This window comes from Colwellia sp. C1TZA3, from assembly GCF_007954265.1.
Taxonomy (GTDB): domain Bacteria; phylum Pseudomonadota; class Gammaproteobacteria; order Enterobacterales; family Alteromonadaceae; genus Cognaticolwellia.
Window position 1 is genome coordinate 1 of record NZ_VOLS01000013.1, and the last position, 17,037, is coordinate 17,037.

A 17,037-nucleotide genomic window follows, 5' to 3' on the forward strand; every position below is an offset into this window, starting at 1 on the left:
TAGTTTGACATAGCAGTATGGCGTAGGAATATGCCACATCACGTACCTAAGTGATGAATAAGAGAAGAAAACAAAACGTATTTATTATCATTGAGACACGTCTTAATGATGCAGCTTTTTAGATTGACCCTTTTTTGTCTAGCGACAATAGCGACATGGCCCCACCTGATCCCATTCCGAACTCAGCAGTGAAACGTGTTAGCGCCGATGGTAGTGTGGGAGTTCCCATGTGAGAGTAGGACATTGCTAGGCTTCTATTTAGAGAAACCTGTAGCTGACGCTACAGGTTTTTTGTCTAAACCTTATGACTTAGCTAATTTTAAAGTTAATTAACTCATAAAGTTTTTAGTCTGATGACAATAGCGACATGGCACCACCTGATCCCATTCCGAACTCAGCAGTGAAACGTGTTAGCGCCGATGGTAGTGTGGGAGTTCCCATGTGAGAGTAGGACATTATCAGACTCCTATTAAAGAAGCCCGATTCGAAAGAGTCGGGCTTTTTGCTGTCTGATATAAATCATACTAATTGAAATAATTAATCGCCTATTCTGGAATGGCTTAAATATCAAAGACCTATGTTGCTTGCAGGGATGCAGGAACTTATGTCTAATTCGGAACAATAAATATCTACTTTCAATCCCTATAGTGAGCTATTACTCAATCAAGTGCCTTGCTCTTGATTATTTATCCTCACTTATAGTTATACCAATTTGATTAACCATTTAATTAATTAAATTGGTATAATTTAAAATGTTGGTAAATTAATTATTCTGTTTGTATAACCTGTAGGTGAATCTATTTATGTCATGGCAACCTAGTATGAATTGGCAGCATGCCAAACAACGCGCGCATGTTTTAAGCCAAATCAGAGCATTTTTCCTAGAGCGTAATGTTATTGAAGTGGATACGCCCTTGTTGTCTCATGCAACGGTTACCGATGTATATTTAGATGCTTTTATAACGCAATTTAACTATTCACAAAACAGTCATTGCGATGAGTCAATCCCTCTGTATGCCCAAACATCACCTGAATTTTCCATGAAACGTTTACTGGCCAGTGGTTATGGTTGTTGTTATCAAATTTGTAAGGCTTTTCGTCATGAGCAACATGGCCGGTACCATAATCCAGAATTTACTATGTTGGAATGGTATCGAATAGGTTTTGATCATTTTCGCTTAATGGATGAAGTTGCCGAGCTAATGAAGTTAATCTTGGCTTGTAAAAATGTTGAATTCATTAGTTATCAAGATCTCTTCAAGCGTGAAGTTGATATGGATCCTTTGATAACAGATAAGAACGAATTAATTGCACTGATTATTAGTCATGATAAATTAAGTGATTGGTTGCTAGAAGAAAATTCTATTGATGCGTTACTGCAATTTGTCATGGCTGAGCTGATAGAGCCTTGTATTGGTAAAGAGGTACCATGCTTTGTTTATAACTTTCCTGCGAGCCAAGCTTCTCTTGCAAAAATAAGTTCAACAGACCCGAGAGTCGCGGAGCGTTTTGAGTGTTATTTCCATGGTATTGAACTAGCCAATGGCTTTCATGAACTTACTGACGTTGAGCAACAAAAACAACGTTTCATGCAGGATAACGTTATTAGGGCTCAACTCGGCAAAGTTGAACCGACTATTGATGAAAATTTCATTTCAGCACTGGAACATGGTTTGCCACCTTGTGCTGGAGTTGCTTTGGGTATTGATAGACTGATCATGCTCGCTTTATCTGTGAATAAAATTGATCAGGTTATTACTTTTCCGATAATAAATGCTTAGCCTAGCCTACGCTACGAATAGGTTAGACTAATCAGCTAATCGGGCATATTTAATTCTTTTAACTTTCTTGTTAAAGTATTTCTGCCCCAGCCTAAGCGTTTGGCCGCTTCTTGCTTATGCCCTTGGGTGTGTTTTAATGCGCTTTCGAGCAATATTTTTTCAAACTCAGGTAGCACTTGCTCGATAATATTACTCTTACCCGATGATAATTCTTTGTCGAGCCAAGTTTTTAAATTATCTTGCCAGCTATCATGTGAATTTTTCACATTGAGTGGCTTTACCGTAAGTTCACTAGGTAAATCTGATATTAAAATTTCTTTACCACTCGCCATCACAGTAAAAAATCGACATATATTTTCTAATTGCCTAACATTGCCTGGCCATTCACATTGCTCTAAATAACCTAGAGTACTTTTATGCAATGTTTTAATTTCTACCGCTAATTCTTTTGCTGCTTGCTTTAAAAAGTGCTGCGCTAATTGGTTAATATCTTCTTTTCTTTCGCGCAAGCTAGGTATTTGGATCCTGATGACATTGAGTCGATGAAATAAATCTTCACGAAAGTCACCGCTATTGACGCGCTTTTCTAGGTTTTGATGTGTAGCGGCAATAATTCGCACATCGACTTGTATCGGTGAATGACCACCAACCCGATAAAATTGACCATCTGAGAGCACCCTAAGTAACCTTGTTTGAATATCGAGTGGCATATCACCAATCTCATCTAAGAACAGGGTACCTTGGTGTGCTTGTTCGAAACGGCCATGTCGTACAGCACTTGCGCCGGTAAACGCACCTTTTTCGTGACCAAATAGCTCCGACTCTATTAAGTCTTTTGGTATAGCGGCCATATTGAGTGGTATAAAAGGTGCGGACGAACGTGGACTGTGCATATGCAGTGCGTGTGCAACAAGCTCTTTACCCGTACCGGACTCACCATTGATCAGTACACTAATACTCGAGCGGGATAGTCGGCCGATAGTCCTAAATACTTCCTGCATAGAGGGTGCTGCACCTATAATGCCAACCGTGTCAACAGATGGAACATTAAGTTGTTTTGTCGACTTTAATTCTCGAGCATGAGTTAAAGCTCTTTTGGCCAGAGTAACTGCGTCAGTAATATCAAAAGGCTTGGGTAAATACTCAAACGCTCCCCCTTGATAGGCATTCACTGCACTATCTAGATCTGAGTGAGCAGTCATTATGATGACGGGAATGTGGCCAAATTGGTCATTAATCTTACCTAATAGCGTCATGCCATCAATGTTAGGCATACGTATATCAGAAATAATCACCTCGGGTTGGTTATGTTCTAAAGCAATTAATAGATCTTCTGGATTATGAAACGTGCCAACAGTTATGTTGGCATTTGACAGGGCTTTTTCTAGCACCCATCGGATTGAGCTATCATCATCGACGATCCATATTTGTTCGGTGACCATTAGTTTTTCTCACTTTCAAAAGGTATTAAAATAGTAAACTCTGTATGTCCAGGTCGACTTTTACAGGATAATTTTCCGTGATGCTGATGAATAATAGTTTGGCAAATAGAAAGCCCTAAGCCGGTACTCGATGGACTACCTGAGACCATAGGATAAAATAATGTACTGCGGATATGCTCAGGAATACCCGGGCCGTTATCAATTATACTGATTTCTGCACAAAGCTTGATACGCTTACCATTAATAGTTTTATTGCTTGCGGCACGAGTTTTTAAGGTAATTTTACCTTCACCATTTAATGCTTGCATGGCGTTATGGACAATATTGATCACCGTTTGCTGGAGTTTGTCTTGATCAAAGGTTAATTCTGGTATTGATGGGTCATAGTCGCGGGCTAAGGTAATATGCTTAGGGTTATCAAATTTAGACAGTTGAAATACTTTTTCAATCACAATATGAATATTTTGTAATTTCATTAGCGGCCGATTGTTAGGTCCTAATAGTCGGTCGACTAAGTTGGTTAACCTATCGGCTTGTTCTATGATCATTGCGGTGTATTCTTTTTGTTCGAGGTTAAGTTCTAAATCCAACAATTGTGCTGCACCGCGCAGACCACCGAGGGGATTTTTAATTTCATGGGCAAGACCACGGATAAGATCGCGTGCAGACTCCCATTGTTGTTGTTGAAAAGCTTCTGCACTGATCTGTTTTTGTTGATCAATTTGCTTGAATTCGAGCAAAATGTGCGGACATTGCTCGAAAGTAACTGAAGAGGCGGTAATTTCAACCGTGATTTGTCGCTGATCAAAAAATTCAATTGTCACATCGCTATCACTGAACTCTTGTCCTGTCGTCAGTAGCTGTTGTAAGCGTTTACTATTAATAGGGGTATTGTAAAAGACTTGGTCAATGGGCAGTCGGTATATTTTACTTAAGCTTTTAACTAGTAAAGCTTCAGCAGCCGGATTGACATAGCAAATAGCGAGTTCACGGTCTAACACCACAACGGCTGTTACCATTTGGTTAGGTAAAGCTTGTTGATAGTGCTTTTTTATTTTGTTTAAATTTATCGCATTGCGAAACATTACTTTTCCTTGCACTAAAATGGTGCGTTAAGTAACGAGTGTAAATAAAGTTGGTGCAATATGCACTGAAATCCGGCTAGTTTGCCTTGTTAACCGATGCTCTGTGCATATAAAACGTTACTGGAGGAGACGTTGCAATAACCTTGCCTTTATCATTAAGTAAGGACATTTTTATTTGATGCTCACCACGATCAATATCTCGAAGAACGAACATTGAGTGTGTTTGTGGTTCTTTATAGGGTTTGTCATCTACATATAGTTGTATAGTAAGGCCGCGTTTGAAAACGGGCTTAATTCGACCTGAAACGTAAGCTGAACCGGTATTATCTCTGATGGTTGCTTTGTTCTTCGGTTGAATAATTTCTACTTGATAATTGTTATCTATGGCTTTAGGTTTTATGTCTAAAATTGAGGTGTCGATTGAGGATTTTACTGTATTAGGTGTTTTGACATCTAATTCTACCGCACCAGGTTTAGGGCTATCAGAAAAAACCAGTACCCCTTGCTCGTTACGCCAGACATAAACTTGAGCAGAGCCTGCAAACACAGTAAAAGCTTGTGTTAGCAATAGCATAAAAATGCAAAAACGTGCAGTGTGAATCAAAAATAATATCCCTGTTAAAAATGTTCAGTCTTAATCTATCCAAGTAATGTTAAATTTACCACAAAAAAAGCTCACCGAAGTGAGCTTTTTACTTATCTATCTATTTGAAGCGCTATACGCTGTAGTACATATCAAATTCAATTGGGTGGGTCGTTGAATTTAATAATTCTACTTCGCTACGCTTGATGCCAATGTAAGCGTCGATCATGTCTTTATCCATAACACCACCTTCTGTTAAAAAGTCCATGTCATTTTCTAAAGCATCTAATGCTTCGCCTAACGATGTGGCAACTTGTGGAATCTCTGCTGCTTCTTCCGCTGGTAAGTCATAAAGATCCTTGTCCATAGCATCGCCAGGGTGAATTTTATTTTTAATTCCGTCAAGACCAGCCATTAGCATTGCTGAGAAGCCTAGGTAAGGGTTCATTGTTGGATCAGGGAAGCGAACTTCGATTCGCATTGCTTTTGGCGATGGCACAATTGGAATACGAATTGACGCAGAACGGTTACGTGCCGAGTACGCTAACATTACTGGCGCTTCAAAACCAGGTACAAGACGCTTGTAAGAGTTAGTCGAGGCATTAGTAAAAGCATTGAGTGCTTTAGCATGCTTGATGATACCACCAACATAATAGAGCGCCATTTCAGATAATCCGCCGTACTTATCACCAGAGAATAAGTTAACACCATCTTTAGCAAGAGATTGATGAACATGCATACCGGTACCGTTATCGCCGACTAATGGCTTAGGCATAAAAGTTGCTGTTTTACCGTAAGCGTGAGCAACGTTGTGAACAACATATTTATATATTTGCACTTCATCGGCTTTTAATACCATGGTATTAAAGCGACAAGCGATCTCGTTTTGACCTGCAGTAGCTACTTCATGGTGATGCGCTTCAACAACTAAGCCCATTTCTTCCATCACTAAACACATAGCTGAACGAAGATCTTGTGATGAATCGACTGGTGACGTAGGGAAATAACCGCCTTTTACACCAGGACGATGTCCCATATTGCCTTCTTCGTATTCTGTACCAGAGTTCCAAGCGGCTTCTTTATCATCTATTTTATAAAATGAACCACTCATGTCGGTATGAAAGCGCACATCATCAAAAACGAAAAATTCTGGTTCTGGGCCAATCAAAACACTATCGGCAATGCCAGTGCTACGCATATAATCTTCAGCGCGTTTCGCAACTGAACGAGGATCACGGCTGTAGCCCTGCATTGTTGAAGGTTCAAGAATGTCACAGCGAACATTCAAGGTAACGGCTTCAGTAAAAGGGTCAAGTACCGCAGACTCAGCAATAGGCATCATCACCATGTCTGATTCGTTAATACCTTTCCAACCTTCAATTGAAGAACCGTCAAACATTTTGCCGTCTTCAAAAAAATCTTCTGTTACTTGATGATGAGGAATTGAAATGTGTTGTTCTTTACCTTTAGTGTCAGTAAAGCGTAAATCAACAAATTTGACGTCATGTTCTTTAATTAGATCTAAAACTGCGTTTGACATTAAAAGTCTCCAGTGTAGTTGGTGCTTAAATTTTATAGTTAGTGCTTAAATTTTATAGTTTGTGCTTAAATTTTGAAAAATTTAATTCTCTATTGACTGTGCTTAAGCGAATACTATGCCAAAGCTAAAGTCATTGAAATATATCGCTTTAATGTTTTCCATTAATTTAATCTGCACCATTATCGTGCGCTATTTGCTGCATTGTGGTGCGTATACTCTAATCTGATCATCGGTAATATACTAACAGAATAATATTTTGTTGGTTATATTTTTCTATTGCGGTGTATTTGCTGCGACTTGTGCTGTATAATATGCGCCCAATTGTAGCCCTATTCGTTAATTTGCTTAAAGTAGCAATAAACGAAAGTAACAGCGAGTAACGCCTGTGTTAGATAAATTAAGAAATGTGGCAATTATTGCTCACGTTGACCACGGAAAAACCACTTTAGTTGATAAATTATTAGAACAGTCAGGTACGCTAGACGCCCGAGGCGGTCTAGAAGAACGTACGATGGACTCAAATGATATCGAAAAAGAACGTGGTATCACCATCTTAGCTAAAAACACGGCTATTAACTGGAATGGCTACCGTGTAAACATTGTAGATACTCCTGGCCATGCTGATTTTGGTGGTGAAGTTGAACGTGTAATGTCAATGGTAGATTCAGTTTTACTTATTGTTGATGCACAAGAAGGCCCTATGCCACAAACGCGTTTTGTTACGAAAAAAGCGTTTGCTCAAGGTTTAAAGCCGATTCTTGTTATAAATAAAGTCGATAAGCCTGGTTCTCGCCCTGATTGGGTTATGGATCAAGTTTTTGAATTATTTGATAACCTTGGTGCTACTGACGAACAACTTGACTTTAAAGTTGTTTACGCTTCAGCAATCAATGGTTGGGCTACGCTTGAAGAAGGCGCAACTGGTACAGACATGACACCTCTATTTGATACTATTCTTAAAGAAGTGCCAGCACCAGTAGCGGACCCTGAAGGTCCATTTCAAATGCAAATATCTCAACTTGACTACAGTTCTTACTTAGGTGTTATTGGCGTTGGCCGTGTTACACGTGGTTCTGTTAAGCCGAATCAACAGGTGACTATTAAACTAGCCACTGGCAAGCTTCATAACGCTAAAGTAGGTAAAGTATTTGGTTACTTAGGCCTAGAAAGACTTGATATTGAAGAAGGTTTTGCCGGTGACATTATTGCCCTTACCGGTTTAGGTGAATTAAAAATATCTGATACCGTTTGTTGTCCAACAGAAGTTGAAGGTTTACCGGCATTATCTGTTGATGAACCTACCATCAATATGACTTTCCAAGTAAATAACTCACCATTTTGTGGTAAAGAAGGTAAGTACGTTACTTCACGTAACATTAAAGAGCGTTTAGAAAAAGAGCTTGTTCATAACGTTGCGTTACGTGTTGAAGAACTTGGTGATCCAGATAAATTTAAAGTATCGGGCCGTGGTGAGCTTCATTTAGGTATTCTAATTGAGAATATGCGCCGTGAAGGTTTTGAATTAGCGGTATCGCGTCCAGAAGTTATTATTCGTGAAATTGATGGTCAGATACAAGAACCGTATGAAACAGTGACTATTGATGTTGAAGAACAACATCAAGGTTCTGTTATGGAAAAAATGGGCATCCGTAAAGCTGAATTAACTGATATGGCACCTGATGGTACAGGTCGTATTCGTATGGACTTTATTATGCCAAGTCGTGGTTTAATCGGTTTTCAAACTGAATTTATGACCTTAACTTCTGGTTCAGGTCTAATTTATCATACCTTCTATGAATATGGCCCGCATAAAGGTGGTGATATCGGCCAACGTAAAAATGGCGTAATGATTGGTAATGCAACCGGTAAAGCATTAACCAATGCGATATTCAACTTACAGTCTCGTGGTCGTATGTTGATCGGACACGGTGTTGATATTTATGAAGGTCAAATTATCGGTATTCATAGTCGTGACAACGATTTAACCGTCAATGCGCTTAAAGGTAAGCAATTAACTAACGTTCGTACTGCTGGTACAGATGAAGCACAAACGTTAACGCCGCCTATCGTTATGTCACTTGAGCAAGCGCTTGAGTTTATTGATAATGATGAATTAGTGGAAGTTACGCCGCTAAGTATTCGTATTCGTAAAAGATTCTTAAAAGAAAACGATCGTAAACGTGAAGGTCGTGGACCAAAATAATATCGTAAGCTAATCTCGATATAAAGCCATCTAAAGCAATTTAGGTGGTTTTTTTTTTGCTAATTTTTGTAAAATAGTCGCTAATACCAATTTGATGAAATAAGTAAATTACTTTTTCATTTTAACCATTAAAAATGAACAGGTAATTATACTAGTTCCATTAAGTTTGTGATCTTGTTGTGCGCAGGAAAAATAATTCAAGGTAAGGCGCTCGATTGAGCAATAGCTAGCTATTGGGATTGAGAGCAACACAGCCTTGAGCTACTTTAACTAGTACAAGTGAGCAATAACTTAATGGGATTGGTATTAGTCAACTTGTTATAAAAATTAGCAATAGTTCTATAAATAACATGGATGACTTTATTTATAAGGTAAAATTATTGAGATTATGACTACCGTTATTTTAGCCATTGCCTTAAAATAAATATAATGGTTCTAACTAGAAGTTTATATGCACCCGAAATTAGCAGAAATAAAACAGCATCGTTATATCGAATCAGCTCTTGGTTTTTTGTTATTATTTTTTAATAATTTTCAAAAAGAACGTATTCATGTCACCGCCGGTTATTTATCTTATGTTACCTTGATGTCTTTAGTACCTTTAATGGTGGTGATGTTATCGGTGATGACCGCTTTTCCCATTTTTTCTGAAATAAGAGAATTGATAGAAAACTTTATCTATCAGAACTTTGTCCCCGCTTCTGGCGATGTTGTGCAAGAGCACATTACCGGCTTTGTCAGTAATGCTTCTAAAATGTCTGTTATAGCGATAACTGCGTTATTTATTCTTGCCATGTTACTTATTTCAGCGATTGATCAATGTTTAAATAAATTATGGCGAGTCAATGAAAAACGTCGAATCATCACTTCATTTTCAATGTATTGGATGGTGCTAAGCTTGGGTCCGGTGTTGGTGGGTAGTAGTTTAGTCATGACCTCTTATATTCTTTCATTGGTATCGATAGGAGATTATGACTTATTAGGGCTAAGTAATATTGTTGTTCAGGCTCTGCCGTTAGTCGCTTCAATAGCAGCCTTCTTCATTTTATATATGGTGGTGCCAAACAAGGTCGTTCCGGCTAAGTTTGCGCTTGCGGGGGCGACCTTAGCCGCAGTGCTATTTGAAATTGCAAAAAAAGCTTTTGCAATTTATGTGACACAACTTCCTTCTTATGAGGCTATATATGGTGCGCTATCCAGTATTCCTATCTTATTTTTATGGGTATACTTAAGCTGGTTGGTGGTGCTTGTTGGGGCATTATTTACGGTATCATTAGAAGATTATGACAGCGAAAAAAAGACAAAATTATCTCAGCAAGACGCTAATTAAATATAAGTAGACCAAATAAATTATCCATAAGGAGCGGTATATGTCTAGAGTGCTTTTCCCCAATATAGCGGTTTATCAACAACAATGGCTTGAGGTCGGTGATGGCCATCAGCTCTACCTTGAGCAATCAGGTAATCCCAATGGTATTGCCGTAGTATATCTACATGGTGGCCCTGGTGGTGGTACAAGCAAAGATCATCGTCGATACTTTGATCCCGACAAGTATCGTATTATTTTATTTGATCAACGTGGTTGTGGACGCTCTACACCATCGCCAAGTGTTCGCCATAATACCGCGGCTCATTTAGTTGCTGATCTTGAGCTAATCCGTCAACATTTAAGCATATCACACTGGTTAATTGCCGGAGGTTCATGGGGCACAACCTTGGCATTGCTTTATGGCATTCAATATCCTGAAACTGTGTTAGGTTTTATTCTAAGAGGGGTTTTTCTTGGTACAACGGCTGAATACAACTGGTTATACAGTCAGGATGGAGCAGCAAAATTTTTTCCTAAATATTACCGAGAATTTACTGAGCAACTTATCGACGTTAAAGCTAATAATATTGTTCAGGGCTATTATGATGTACTAACTGGAGCCAATGAAATTGCTGCTATTGCTGCCAGTAAAGCTTGGTGCTTATGGGAGCTTAGGTTGTCAACCATTGAGCATCATCCTGTTGATGTCCACCACATAGAAGATTCACATCAAGCGTTATGTATGGCGAAAATATCAAGCCATTATTTTGTCAATAAATGCTTTATCGATGAAGGTTTGATTTTAGCTTCAATTGAAAAAATTAAAGCCATACCGGCGATTATTTTACATGGCCGCTACGATATGGTTTGCCAATTGGACAATGCAGATAAATTGGTGCAAAAATGGCCTAATGCACAATTGCAAATATTACCCAAAGCAGGTCATAGCGGTTTTGAGTCTCAAACTATTGATGGCTTTTGCAAAGCAACAGACACGATGGCTAACTTCATTGCACAACAGGGGCCTACTGATTAAATGATAGCATTGATGCAAAGAGTATCCGAAGCAAGTGTCAGCGTTGATAATAATGTTGTTGGAGAAATCGAGCAGGGTTTATTGGTGTTTTTAGCGATTGAACCTGCAGATACCCAAGCAAAAGCTAAGCGTTTAGCTGAACGTGTTGCCGGTTACCGAATTTTTGCCGATGATTGCGGTAAAATGAATTTAAATGTTCAACAAATCAGTGGTGAAATACTTGTTGTTTCGCAGTTTACCTTAGCGGCGAATACCACAAAAGGAATGCGACCGAGCTTCAGCCGTGCAGCACCAACAAAATTAAGTGTAGCGCTTTATCAATATTTTTGTCAGCAATTGCGCGAGCTTGGCTTCAGGACACCCACGGGAGTTTTTGGTGCTGACATGCAAGTGCGGCTGTTAAATGATGGTCCGGTCACTATTAATTTACAAGCTTAATACAAAATTAATACAAGTAATATCGGCTAGTTAGCGCTCATATGATGGTTAAAAAACTTTCGCCATCTAAGGTACTGCGTTGGCGGTAGATAGGATGTTTTTGAACGCTTTTTTAGGTTGTCTATCATCCAATGCTTTGGCAGCAAATGAATAATCACATTAAGATAGCGTGGAATGTGAAAGTAGATAATATGATGCGAACTTTGTAGTTGCTTTAAAATGGTCAAGCATAAGTTAATTTCCTGGTCGTCCAAGTCGGGCAAATTAAGCGTTAAACAAGCATCATCTTGTAAGTTATCTATCAGTGCAGTTAATAGGGCAACTCTACTTTGAAAGCTTTTAGCATGATGCTGATAAACATCACAAATTAACCAATCAGCTGATGACCTTGCTGGGCATGTTGTGTGCTGTAACCAAGCTAAGGCTTCGCTTTTTTCAATTATTATTTGATGTTGTTGTGGATTAAAATAACGTTGAAAGCAATCAATTACCGTTTGAGACAGTTCGACACTTGTGACCTGAATATTGGGCTGTAGCGCACTTAAGAATCGACTTATATTTCCACCACCAAGACCTAGCTCTACCACCTGATTTGGTTGAAAAAACAATAAAGGCATTAAAGCCGCGTAGTGATGAGGTAAGGTTAGCTTTTTTGGACAGCGTAAATGCATAACACTTTGAATAACGTTGTCAAATGCTAACCAGCGATAATGTGTATTTTCACTAATGGTTATTTGGTCTGAGGTGTTACTGAGGTACACTAGTTGACCTTGGTTAACATGTTGGTTAAGTTTCACGTGTTGTTAAATTCCTGAAATGAATATATTTCACTTGCCATAAGATTAATAATAGACGATGTACAAATGCAGAGCGCCAAAAAATCAAGCTGAACTAGCACAATATTATCAATTACGCTGGCAAACGCTTCGCCAGCCATCACAACAACCCATGGGTAGCGAAAAAGACGACCTTGAAGCACAATCATACCATCGGGTTATTGTTGACGATATGGATAACATTGTTGGCGCTGGGCGATTACACAATACTAGCCAAGAACAAGCACAAATTCGTTATATGGCGATCAGTGAGCATGTCCGCGGCCAAGGACTGGGTAAGGTACTGGTCAATGAGCTAGAACGGACTGCAGCAAAAGCGGGGGTGAAAACCATTGAGTTAAATGCGCGCGTTGATGCCATTGGTTTTTATCAGCGACTCGGTTATAGCAATGAAGGATATTCACATACACTTTTTGGTGTAGTAAAGCACAACAAAATGATTAAAAGTATAATAAAATCAGATAATCATTTAGCCGAACTTGCCGACAACTTACAGCAACTTTGGCATCAAACTATTCCGCTTAGTAAAGCCATGAATATTAATATTTGCTATTTTGACCAACAAAAACTGCTGACTAATTGTGAACCTAACTTTAATAAAAACCTTCATAATACTATGTTTGCTGGCAGCATTTATACTTTGGCAACTCTTACTGGCTGGGCCTGGGTGTATTTGGCTCTGCAAGCCCAGCAAGCAGACATTGTCTTAGCACAAGGAAATATTCGCTATATCGCGCCGCTTCTAGGTATCGCCTATGCCCAAACGTCGTTAAACCTAGTTACGGGTAGCGTAGAGCCGTTACTACATGGCAAAAATGCTCGCTTTAATATCGAAGTTGAAGTGTGTTGTGGTGATAGTGTTGTAGCACTTTTTACCGGGGCGTATGTCGCTATGGCAAAGCGAAAGTAATCTCTTGACAGCGCTACTGAATGTAATAATCTTGCTCGTATAACATCAGTGTTGAGTTATTACTGAATGAGAATTTGAAACTAAAAGTAGAGCAATATGTATAGAGTTTTTGTAGGGTTTATATTTTGCAGTTTCTTTACAATGGCAACTGTGCCGGTAAACAGCGAACTTAATGCAGTATTAGATAGTTTTCACCAAACTGCAGGCGAAGCTAACGATGAGAAATATCTTGGCTTATTGGCAGAAGGTGCTATTTTTCTGGGTACAGACAGTGCTGAGCGCTGGAATAAAAGTGAATTTTCAGCTTTTGTAAAACCCTACTTTAGTCAAGGCAAGGGTTGGTTATATCGGCCCGTTAAACGTCATATAACACCAACTCAAGAAAGTAATGTTTTCTTTTTTGATGAGTTGCTGGAAAATAAAGATTACGGTCGTTGTCGGGGTAGTGGTTTGTTAATTAGTACTAAAAACGGATGGAAAATATTGCAATATAATTTATCTATTCCGGTGCCAAATGCTATTGCTCTGCAGGTGGTCGCGTCTATTAAGGGTTATCGAACCTCTACTATCAATAAATAAAGTCAGCTTAGTCATCACTATCAGTGGTGTAATTTTATGGAGAAATTTTAATGACCAGTGTTAGTATTATTGGCTGTGGTTGGTTAGGGCAGGCGTTAGCACAACGTTTACTTGCCAACCATACCAAGCTTATTGCAAGCTACCAATCAGCGCAAAGCCATGACAAACTTAATGCGCTTAATATTCCCGCCACTCAGCTTATTTTGCCGCTTGTTGATGATGTGATGGGCCGCAAGCACTTAGATAATATTACCGGCGTTGACCCGCAATTATTTCAACAAGATGTGCTGATTATTGCTATACCACCCCAGTTGAAAAAAGGTCGGGTAGATTATCCACAAAAAATTCAACAGCTAGTGCATCTGGCTGAGCTTGGCAAAACTCAGCATATTATTTTATTGAATTCGACAGCTATTTATAATGGTTTAGTAGGGAAAGTAGATGAAGCCAGTCAGTTAAACGTTAATGCTGAAAAAGTAGCGAGCTTACTGGCAGCAGAGCAAGCGGTTAAAAGCTTTTCTAAACGGGTACACATTTTAAGGTTAGCAGGATTAGTTGGGCCTGATCGACATCCAGGTAAGTTTTTACAAGCAAAGCGTGTTTTTGAAAATGCTAGTGCGACCGTTAACTTGGTGCACCAAACCGATGTAGTGAACATTCTTGACAGGCTTATTCATCTTAACAGTACTGGTAGTAAGCAACACATTTATAATGTGGTCAGTAGTACCGAGAGTGATCGCCAAGGTTATTATCAGCTAGCCGCGCAAGCCTTAAATTTGCCACTGCCACAATTTGCCATAGAGCGAGAGCAAAGCTCAGGTAAAAAAATTATCGGTGCAGCATTGCGTGATGAATTGGCTTATCACTATACGCATGATGACTTGTTAGCTTGGTTAAAAGCGCCTGATGTTACTGCATTAGATAGAGCTTAAGGTGTGGCTTTTGAAGAGATTAAGGTGTAAACGCTATGGCGAATAATGTCATTGTCAAAATGCTAAAAGCAATCTATCAATATAAAATGACCTTGTTGTTTTTTATTTTGTGGGCCCATGTTTCATTGTTAAATTTATTTTATGTCAATTACCGTGGTCCGGTATTTCTTTGGCAGGAGAATAGTGAATTTCGGACCATTCTAACGCATTTTTTAATTGCCTTAATAACCACAGCGTTTTTTTTAGCGATAACAAAATTAAGACAAATAAGCCGTTCAAATTCACCGGTAAAATAGCGATAGCTTGTGAAATTATTGCAATCGCTGCCATAGTGTTTATATTTATTTAAGCTGAATAATTATTCTCTTACTTCCCTGTTATGCTTTAGGTTTCCTTAGCTCGTTGTGGCGATTAACACTGATGTGAAAGACTATGTGTTACTTTGTTATAGCTAATAAAAACCCGACTTCTTTGTCGGGTTTTTACGTGTTTAGACGGTTTTAAGATTTATTGTGAATACCGGCTGTTGCTAGCCATTGTTTAAAATCAAGCAAATTCGCGGGTAGAATAACTTTGGTTGATGGCTGACTTAAGCCTTTCATTTGTTGCAGATATTGCTCACTTAACTGCATATCCAAAGCTTGTTGCCCGCCTGGTTGCTCAATAGCCGCTGCTAACTTACTAATAGAGTCACCGGTTGCCTGTGCAATGGCTAATATTTCCGCCGCTTTACCTTCAGCTGAGTTGATTCTGCGTTGCTTCTCACCTTCAGACAAATTAATTAATTCGGTCATTTTTCCTTCTGAACGATTAATACGACTGGCTCTGTCACCTAAACTTTTTGCTAAAATAGCGCGGCGTTCACGTTCGGCGTTAACTTGCATTTCCATGGCATTGCGAACGGTCATTGGTGGGGTAATATTTTTAATTTCGTAGCGGTGTACTTTAATGCCCCAGCTTTCGCCAGCCTTATCAAGCACCTCTACCACTTTCGCGCTAATGACATCACGTTCTTCGAAAGTGCGATCTAACTCTAAAGTACCAATAACTGAGCGGGTAGTGGTTTGAGCAAGTTGCATAGCAGCGAAGCGATAGTCGGTTATACCGTAGCTTGCCTTGACGGCATCAATTACTTGGATGTAAATAACACCATCAACTTCGACATAGACTTCATCTTTTGAAAAGCATTCTTGAGGCGGCACATCGATAGTTTCTTCTTTCTGGTCTTGAATAAATGCCACCCGATCAATAAAAGGTAAGAGTAGATGAAAGCCCGCCTCTAAGGTGCACCGATATCTCCCCAAGCGTTCAACAATATAGACTGATTTTGTCGGCACTAAACAAATAGCTTGGAAAAATTTAAAGGCTAGAAACAAGAAGATAAATGCCCAAATAGCCAATACCGCTAAATCGATGGTGTTTGCATCAAGAGCTATCATGATTTTGCTCCTTGAATATTTTGCGTTACTTTATCCATACCTTGAAAAAAGCTCTCTAATTTAGCCACTTCGCTTGGCACAATTGACACGTCAGCATGCTGTAAAATATTGCCAGTTTGCGCGATAAACTGTTCTAATAAGCGCATTTTTATTGCTTTTTCGCCACCAGGTTGCGCTGCCGCTTTGGCAATAAAGTTAATACCTTCTGCGGAAGCTTGCGTTAGAATCGCTATCTCTTGTGCTCGGCCATGCGCTTCGTTAATTTGTTTTTGTTTATCGCCTTCAGATAAGTTGATCGCTTCTTGGCGTACACCTTCGGATAAGTTAATAGTCGACTCTTTCTCTGCTTCTGCTAAGGTAATTTCAGCACGCTTTTGCCGTTCAGCTTCCATTTGTTTTTCTAGGGTATGAATAACATTATCAGAGGGCGTAATATTGCGCACTTCATAGCGCAATACTTTAATGCCCCAAGGGTCAGAAGCTTTGTCAATTTCACGCACTATGGTTTCATTTAGGGTGTCGCGTTCAGAAAATGTTTGGTTTAAGTTTAATTTACCAATTTCAGAGCGCATAGTCGTTTGTGCTAAATTAACACTGGCGCGGCGGTAGTCTTCAATGCCATAACTGGCTTTAGCACCGTCCATTACTTGAATATAGACCAAGCCGTCGACATTAATTTGAATATTGTCACGTGAAATACAACTCTGCGCCGGTATATCCAACACTTGTTCACGGGTTTCATGGCGATAAGCGACGCGGTCAATAAAAGGGATTAAAAAATGTAGCCCCGGTGGCGTAATGGCGCGAAATTTTCCTAGACGCTCTATGACACAAACTTCTTTCATTTGTACTATCAACACTAGCTTTATGACAATAAATAGTAATGCTAGAAAAACAAAGGTAACCGTAGCTAACATAAGGATG

General features: G+C 39.2%; 16 protein-coding genes and 2 rRNA genes. 11 read left to right on the forward strand and 7 right to left on the reverse strand.

What is annotated here, in order from left to right:
* Positions 1-137 precede the first annotated feature (137 nt).
* The 3 genes from rrf (ESZ39_RS05800) (at position 138) to epmA (ending at position 1,781) form a co-directional block, all read left to right on the forward strand.
* Positions 138-252 (forward strand): 5S ribosomal RNA (gene rrf, locus ESZ39_RS05800).
* Positions 253-349: 97 nt separating this feature from the next.
* A 5S ribosomal RNA gene (gene rrf, locus ESZ39_RS05805) occupies positions 350-464 on the forward strand.
* A gap of 339 nt (positions 465-803) precedes the next feature.
* Positions 804-1,781 (forward strand): elongation factor P--(R)-beta-lysine ligase, encoded by a 978-nt coding sequence (epmA, locus tag ESZ39_RS05810; RefSeq protein ID WP_146878929.1) that lies wholly within the window; start codon positions 804-806, stop codon positions 1,779-1,781.
* A gap of 35 nt (positions 1,782-1,816) precedes the next feature.
* Here the strand turns inward: epmA and glnG are convergent, their stop codons facing one another.
* From glnG to glnA, 4 genes are all read right to left on the reverse strand, one after another.
* The gene (glnG, locus tag ESZ39_RS05815) at positions 1,817-3,223 is read right to left on the reverse strand and encodes a nitrogen regulation protein NR(I) (RefSeq protein ID WP_146878931.1); all 1,407 of its coding nucleotides are present in this window, start codon (positions 3,221-3,223) and stop codon (positions 1,817-1,819) included.
* On the reverse strand, positions 3,223-4,308 hold the full coding sequence (gene glnL / locus ESZ39_RS05820; RefSeq protein WP_146878933.1) for a nitrogen regulation protein NR(II): 1,086 nt from the start codon (positions 4,306-4,308) through the stop codon (positions 3,223-3,225). Before glnL ends, glnG begins: the two co-directional genes overlap by 1 nt.
* Before the next feature lie 76 nt (positions 4,309-4,384).
* On the reverse strand, positions 4,385-4,912 hold the full coding sequence (locus tag ESZ39_RS05825; protein ID WP_223270260.1) for a DUF4124 domain-containing protein: 528 nt from the start codon (positions 4,910-4,912) through the stop codon (positions 4,385-4,387).
* A gap of 112 nt (positions 4,913-5,024) precedes the next feature.
* On the reverse strand, positions 5,025-6,431 hold the full coding sequence (gene glnA, locus ESZ39_RS05830) for a glutamate--ammonia ligase (RefSeq protein ID WP_146878935.1): 1,407 nt from the start codon (positions 6,429-6,431) through the stop codon (positions 5,025-5,027).
* A 385-nt stretch (positions 6,432-6,816) separates the two neighbouring features.
* Between glnA and typA the strand changes: the two genes are divergently transcribed.
* From typA to dtd, 4 genes are all read left to right on the forward strand, one after another.
* Positions 6,817-8,634: a translational GTPase TypA gene (gene typA / locus ESZ39_RS05835; protein WP_146878936.1), complete on the forward strand. Its 1,818-nt coding sequence runs from the start codon at positions 6,817-6,819 to the stop codon at positions 8,632-8,634.
* A gap of 451 nt (positions 8,635-9,085) precedes the next feature.
* The gene (locus ESZ39_RS05840) at positions 9,086-9,964 is read left to right on the forward strand and encodes a virulence factor BrkB family protein (protein ID WP_146878937.1); all 879 of its coding nucleotides are present in this window, start codon (positions 9,086-9,088) and stop codon (positions 9,962-9,964) included.
* 40 nt (positions 9,965-10,004) lie between these two features.
* On the forward strand, positions 10,005-10,979 hold the full coding sequence (gene pip, locus ESZ39_RS05845) for a prolyl aminopeptidase (protein ID WP_146878938.1): 975 nt from the start codon (positions 10,005-10,007) through the stop codon (positions 10,977-10,979).
* Complete coding sequence (gene dtd, locus ESZ39_RS05850) at positions 10,980-11,417, forward strand: D-aminoacyl-tRNA deacylase (RefSeq protein ID WP_146878939.1); 438 nt, start codon at positions 10,980-10,982, stop codon at positions 11,415-11,417.
* Positions 11,418-11,443: 26 nt separating this feature from the next.
* On the opposite strand, the gene ESZ39_RS05855 is transcribed toward dtd, so the two are convergent.
* A complete protein-coding gene (locus ESZ39_RS05855) occupies positions 11,444-12,214 on the reverse strand; it encodes a spermidine synthase (protein WP_146878940.1) in 771 nt (256 codons plus the stop codon).
* A gap of 58 nt (positions 12,215-12,272) precedes the next feature.
* Here ESZ39_RS05855 and ESZ39_RS05860 point away from each other — a divergent pair, with 58 nt between their 5' ends.
* The 4 genes from ESZ39_RS05860 (at position 12,273) to ESZ39_RS05875 (ending at position 14,970) form a co-directional block, all read left to right on the forward strand.
* On the forward strand, positions 12,273-13,163 hold the full coding sequence (locus tag ESZ39_RS05860) for a bifunctional GNAT family N-acetyltransferase/hotdog fold thioesterase (RefSeq protein WP_146878941.1): 891 nt from the start codon (positions 12,273-12,275) through the stop codon (positions 13,161-13,163).
* A gap of 96 nt (positions 13,164-13,259) precedes the next feature.
* Positions 13,260-13,742 (forward strand): nuclear transport factor 2 family protein, encoded by a 483-nt coding sequence (locus ESZ39_RS05865; RefSeq protein ID WP_146878942.1) that lies wholly within the window; start codon positions 13,260-13,262, stop codon positions 13,740-13,742.
* Positions 13,743-13,792: 50 nt separating this feature from the next.
* Positions 13,793-14,674, forward strand: a complete 882-nt coding sequence (locus tag ESZ39_RS05870; protein ID WP_146878943.1) for an SDR family NAD(P)-dependent oxidoreductase — start codon at positions 13,793-13,795, stop codon at positions 14,672-14,674.
* A 35-nt stretch (positions 14,675-14,709) separates the two neighbouring features.
* Positions 14,710-14,970 carry a hypothetical protein gene (locus ESZ39_RS05875; protein WP_146878944.1) on the forward strand — a complete coding sequence of 87 codons (261 nt, stop codon included), beginning with the start codon at positions 14,710-14,712 and terminating at the stop codon, positions 14,968-14,970.
* Positions 14,971-15,174: 204 nt separating this feature from the next.
* On the opposite strand, the gene ESZ39_RS05880 is transcribed toward ESZ39_RS05875, so the two are convergent.
* Together ESZ39_RS05880 and ESZ39_RS05885 are read right to left on the reverse strand one after the other, a co-directional pair.
* Positions 15,175-16,113, reverse strand: coding sequence for an SPFH domain-containing protein (locus ESZ39_RS05880; protein ID WP_146878945.1), 939 nt, complete (start codon positions 16,111-16,113; stop codon positions 15,175-15,177).
* Entirely contained in the window at positions 16,110-17,030 is a 921-nt protein-coding gene (locus ESZ39_RS05885; RefSeq protein ID WP_146878947.1) for an SPFH domain-containing protein, read from the reverse strand. The genes ESZ39_RS05880 and ESZ39_RS05885 overlap by 4 nt, the downstream gene beginning before the upstream one ends.
* Positions 17,031-17,037 lie beyond the last annotated feature (7 nt).

Coding starts and splice junctions, on each gene's coding strand:
- epmA (WP_146878929.1), top strand. CDS start 804: ATGTCATGGCAACCTAGTATGAATTGGCAGCATGCCAAACAACGCGCG.
- glnG (WP_146878931.1), bottom strand. CDS start 3,223: ATGGTCACCGAACAAATATGGATCGTCGATGATGATAGCTCAATCCGA.
- glnL (WP_146878933.1), bottom strand. CDS start 4,308: ATGTTTCGCAATGCGATAAATTTAAACAAAATAAAAAAGCACTATCAA.
- glnA (WP_146878935.1), bottom strand. CDS start 6,431: ATGTCAAACGCAGTTTTAGATCTAATTAAAGAACATGACGTCAAATTT.
- ESZ39_RS05840 (WP_146878937.1), top strand. CDS start 9,086: ATGCACCCGAAATTAGCAGAAATAAAACAGCATCGTTATATCGAATCA.
- pip (WP_146878938.1), top strand. CDS start 10,005: ATGTCTAGAGTGCTTTTCCCCAATATAGCGGTTTATCAACAACAATGG.
- dtd (WP_146878939.1), top strand. CDS start 10,980: ATGATAGCATTGATGCAAAGAGTATCCGAAGCAAGTGTCAGCGTTGAT.
- ESZ39_RS05860 (WP_146878941.1), top strand. CDS start 12,273: ATGTACAAATGCAGAGCGCCAAAAAATCAAGCTGAACTAGCACAATAT.
- ESZ39_RS05865 (WP_146878942.1), top strand. CDS start 13,260: ATGTATAGAGTTTTTGTAGGGTTTATATTTTGCAGTTTCTTTACAATG.
- ESZ39_RS05870 (WP_146878943.1), top strand. CDS start 13,793: ATGACCAGTGTTAGTATTATTGGCTGTGGTTGGTTAGGGCAGGCGTTA.
- ESZ39_RS05875 (WP_146878944.1), top strand. CDS start 14,710: ATGGCGAATAATGTCATTGTCAAAATGCTAAAAGCAATCTATCAATAT.
- ESZ39_RS05880 (WP_146878945.1), bottom strand. CDS start 16,113: ATGATAGCTCTTGATGCAAACACCATCGATTTAGCGGTATTGGCTATT.
- ESZ39_RS05885 (WP_146878947.1), bottom strand. CDS start 17,030: ATGTTAGCTACGGTTACCTTTGTTTTTCTAGCATTACTATTTATTGTC.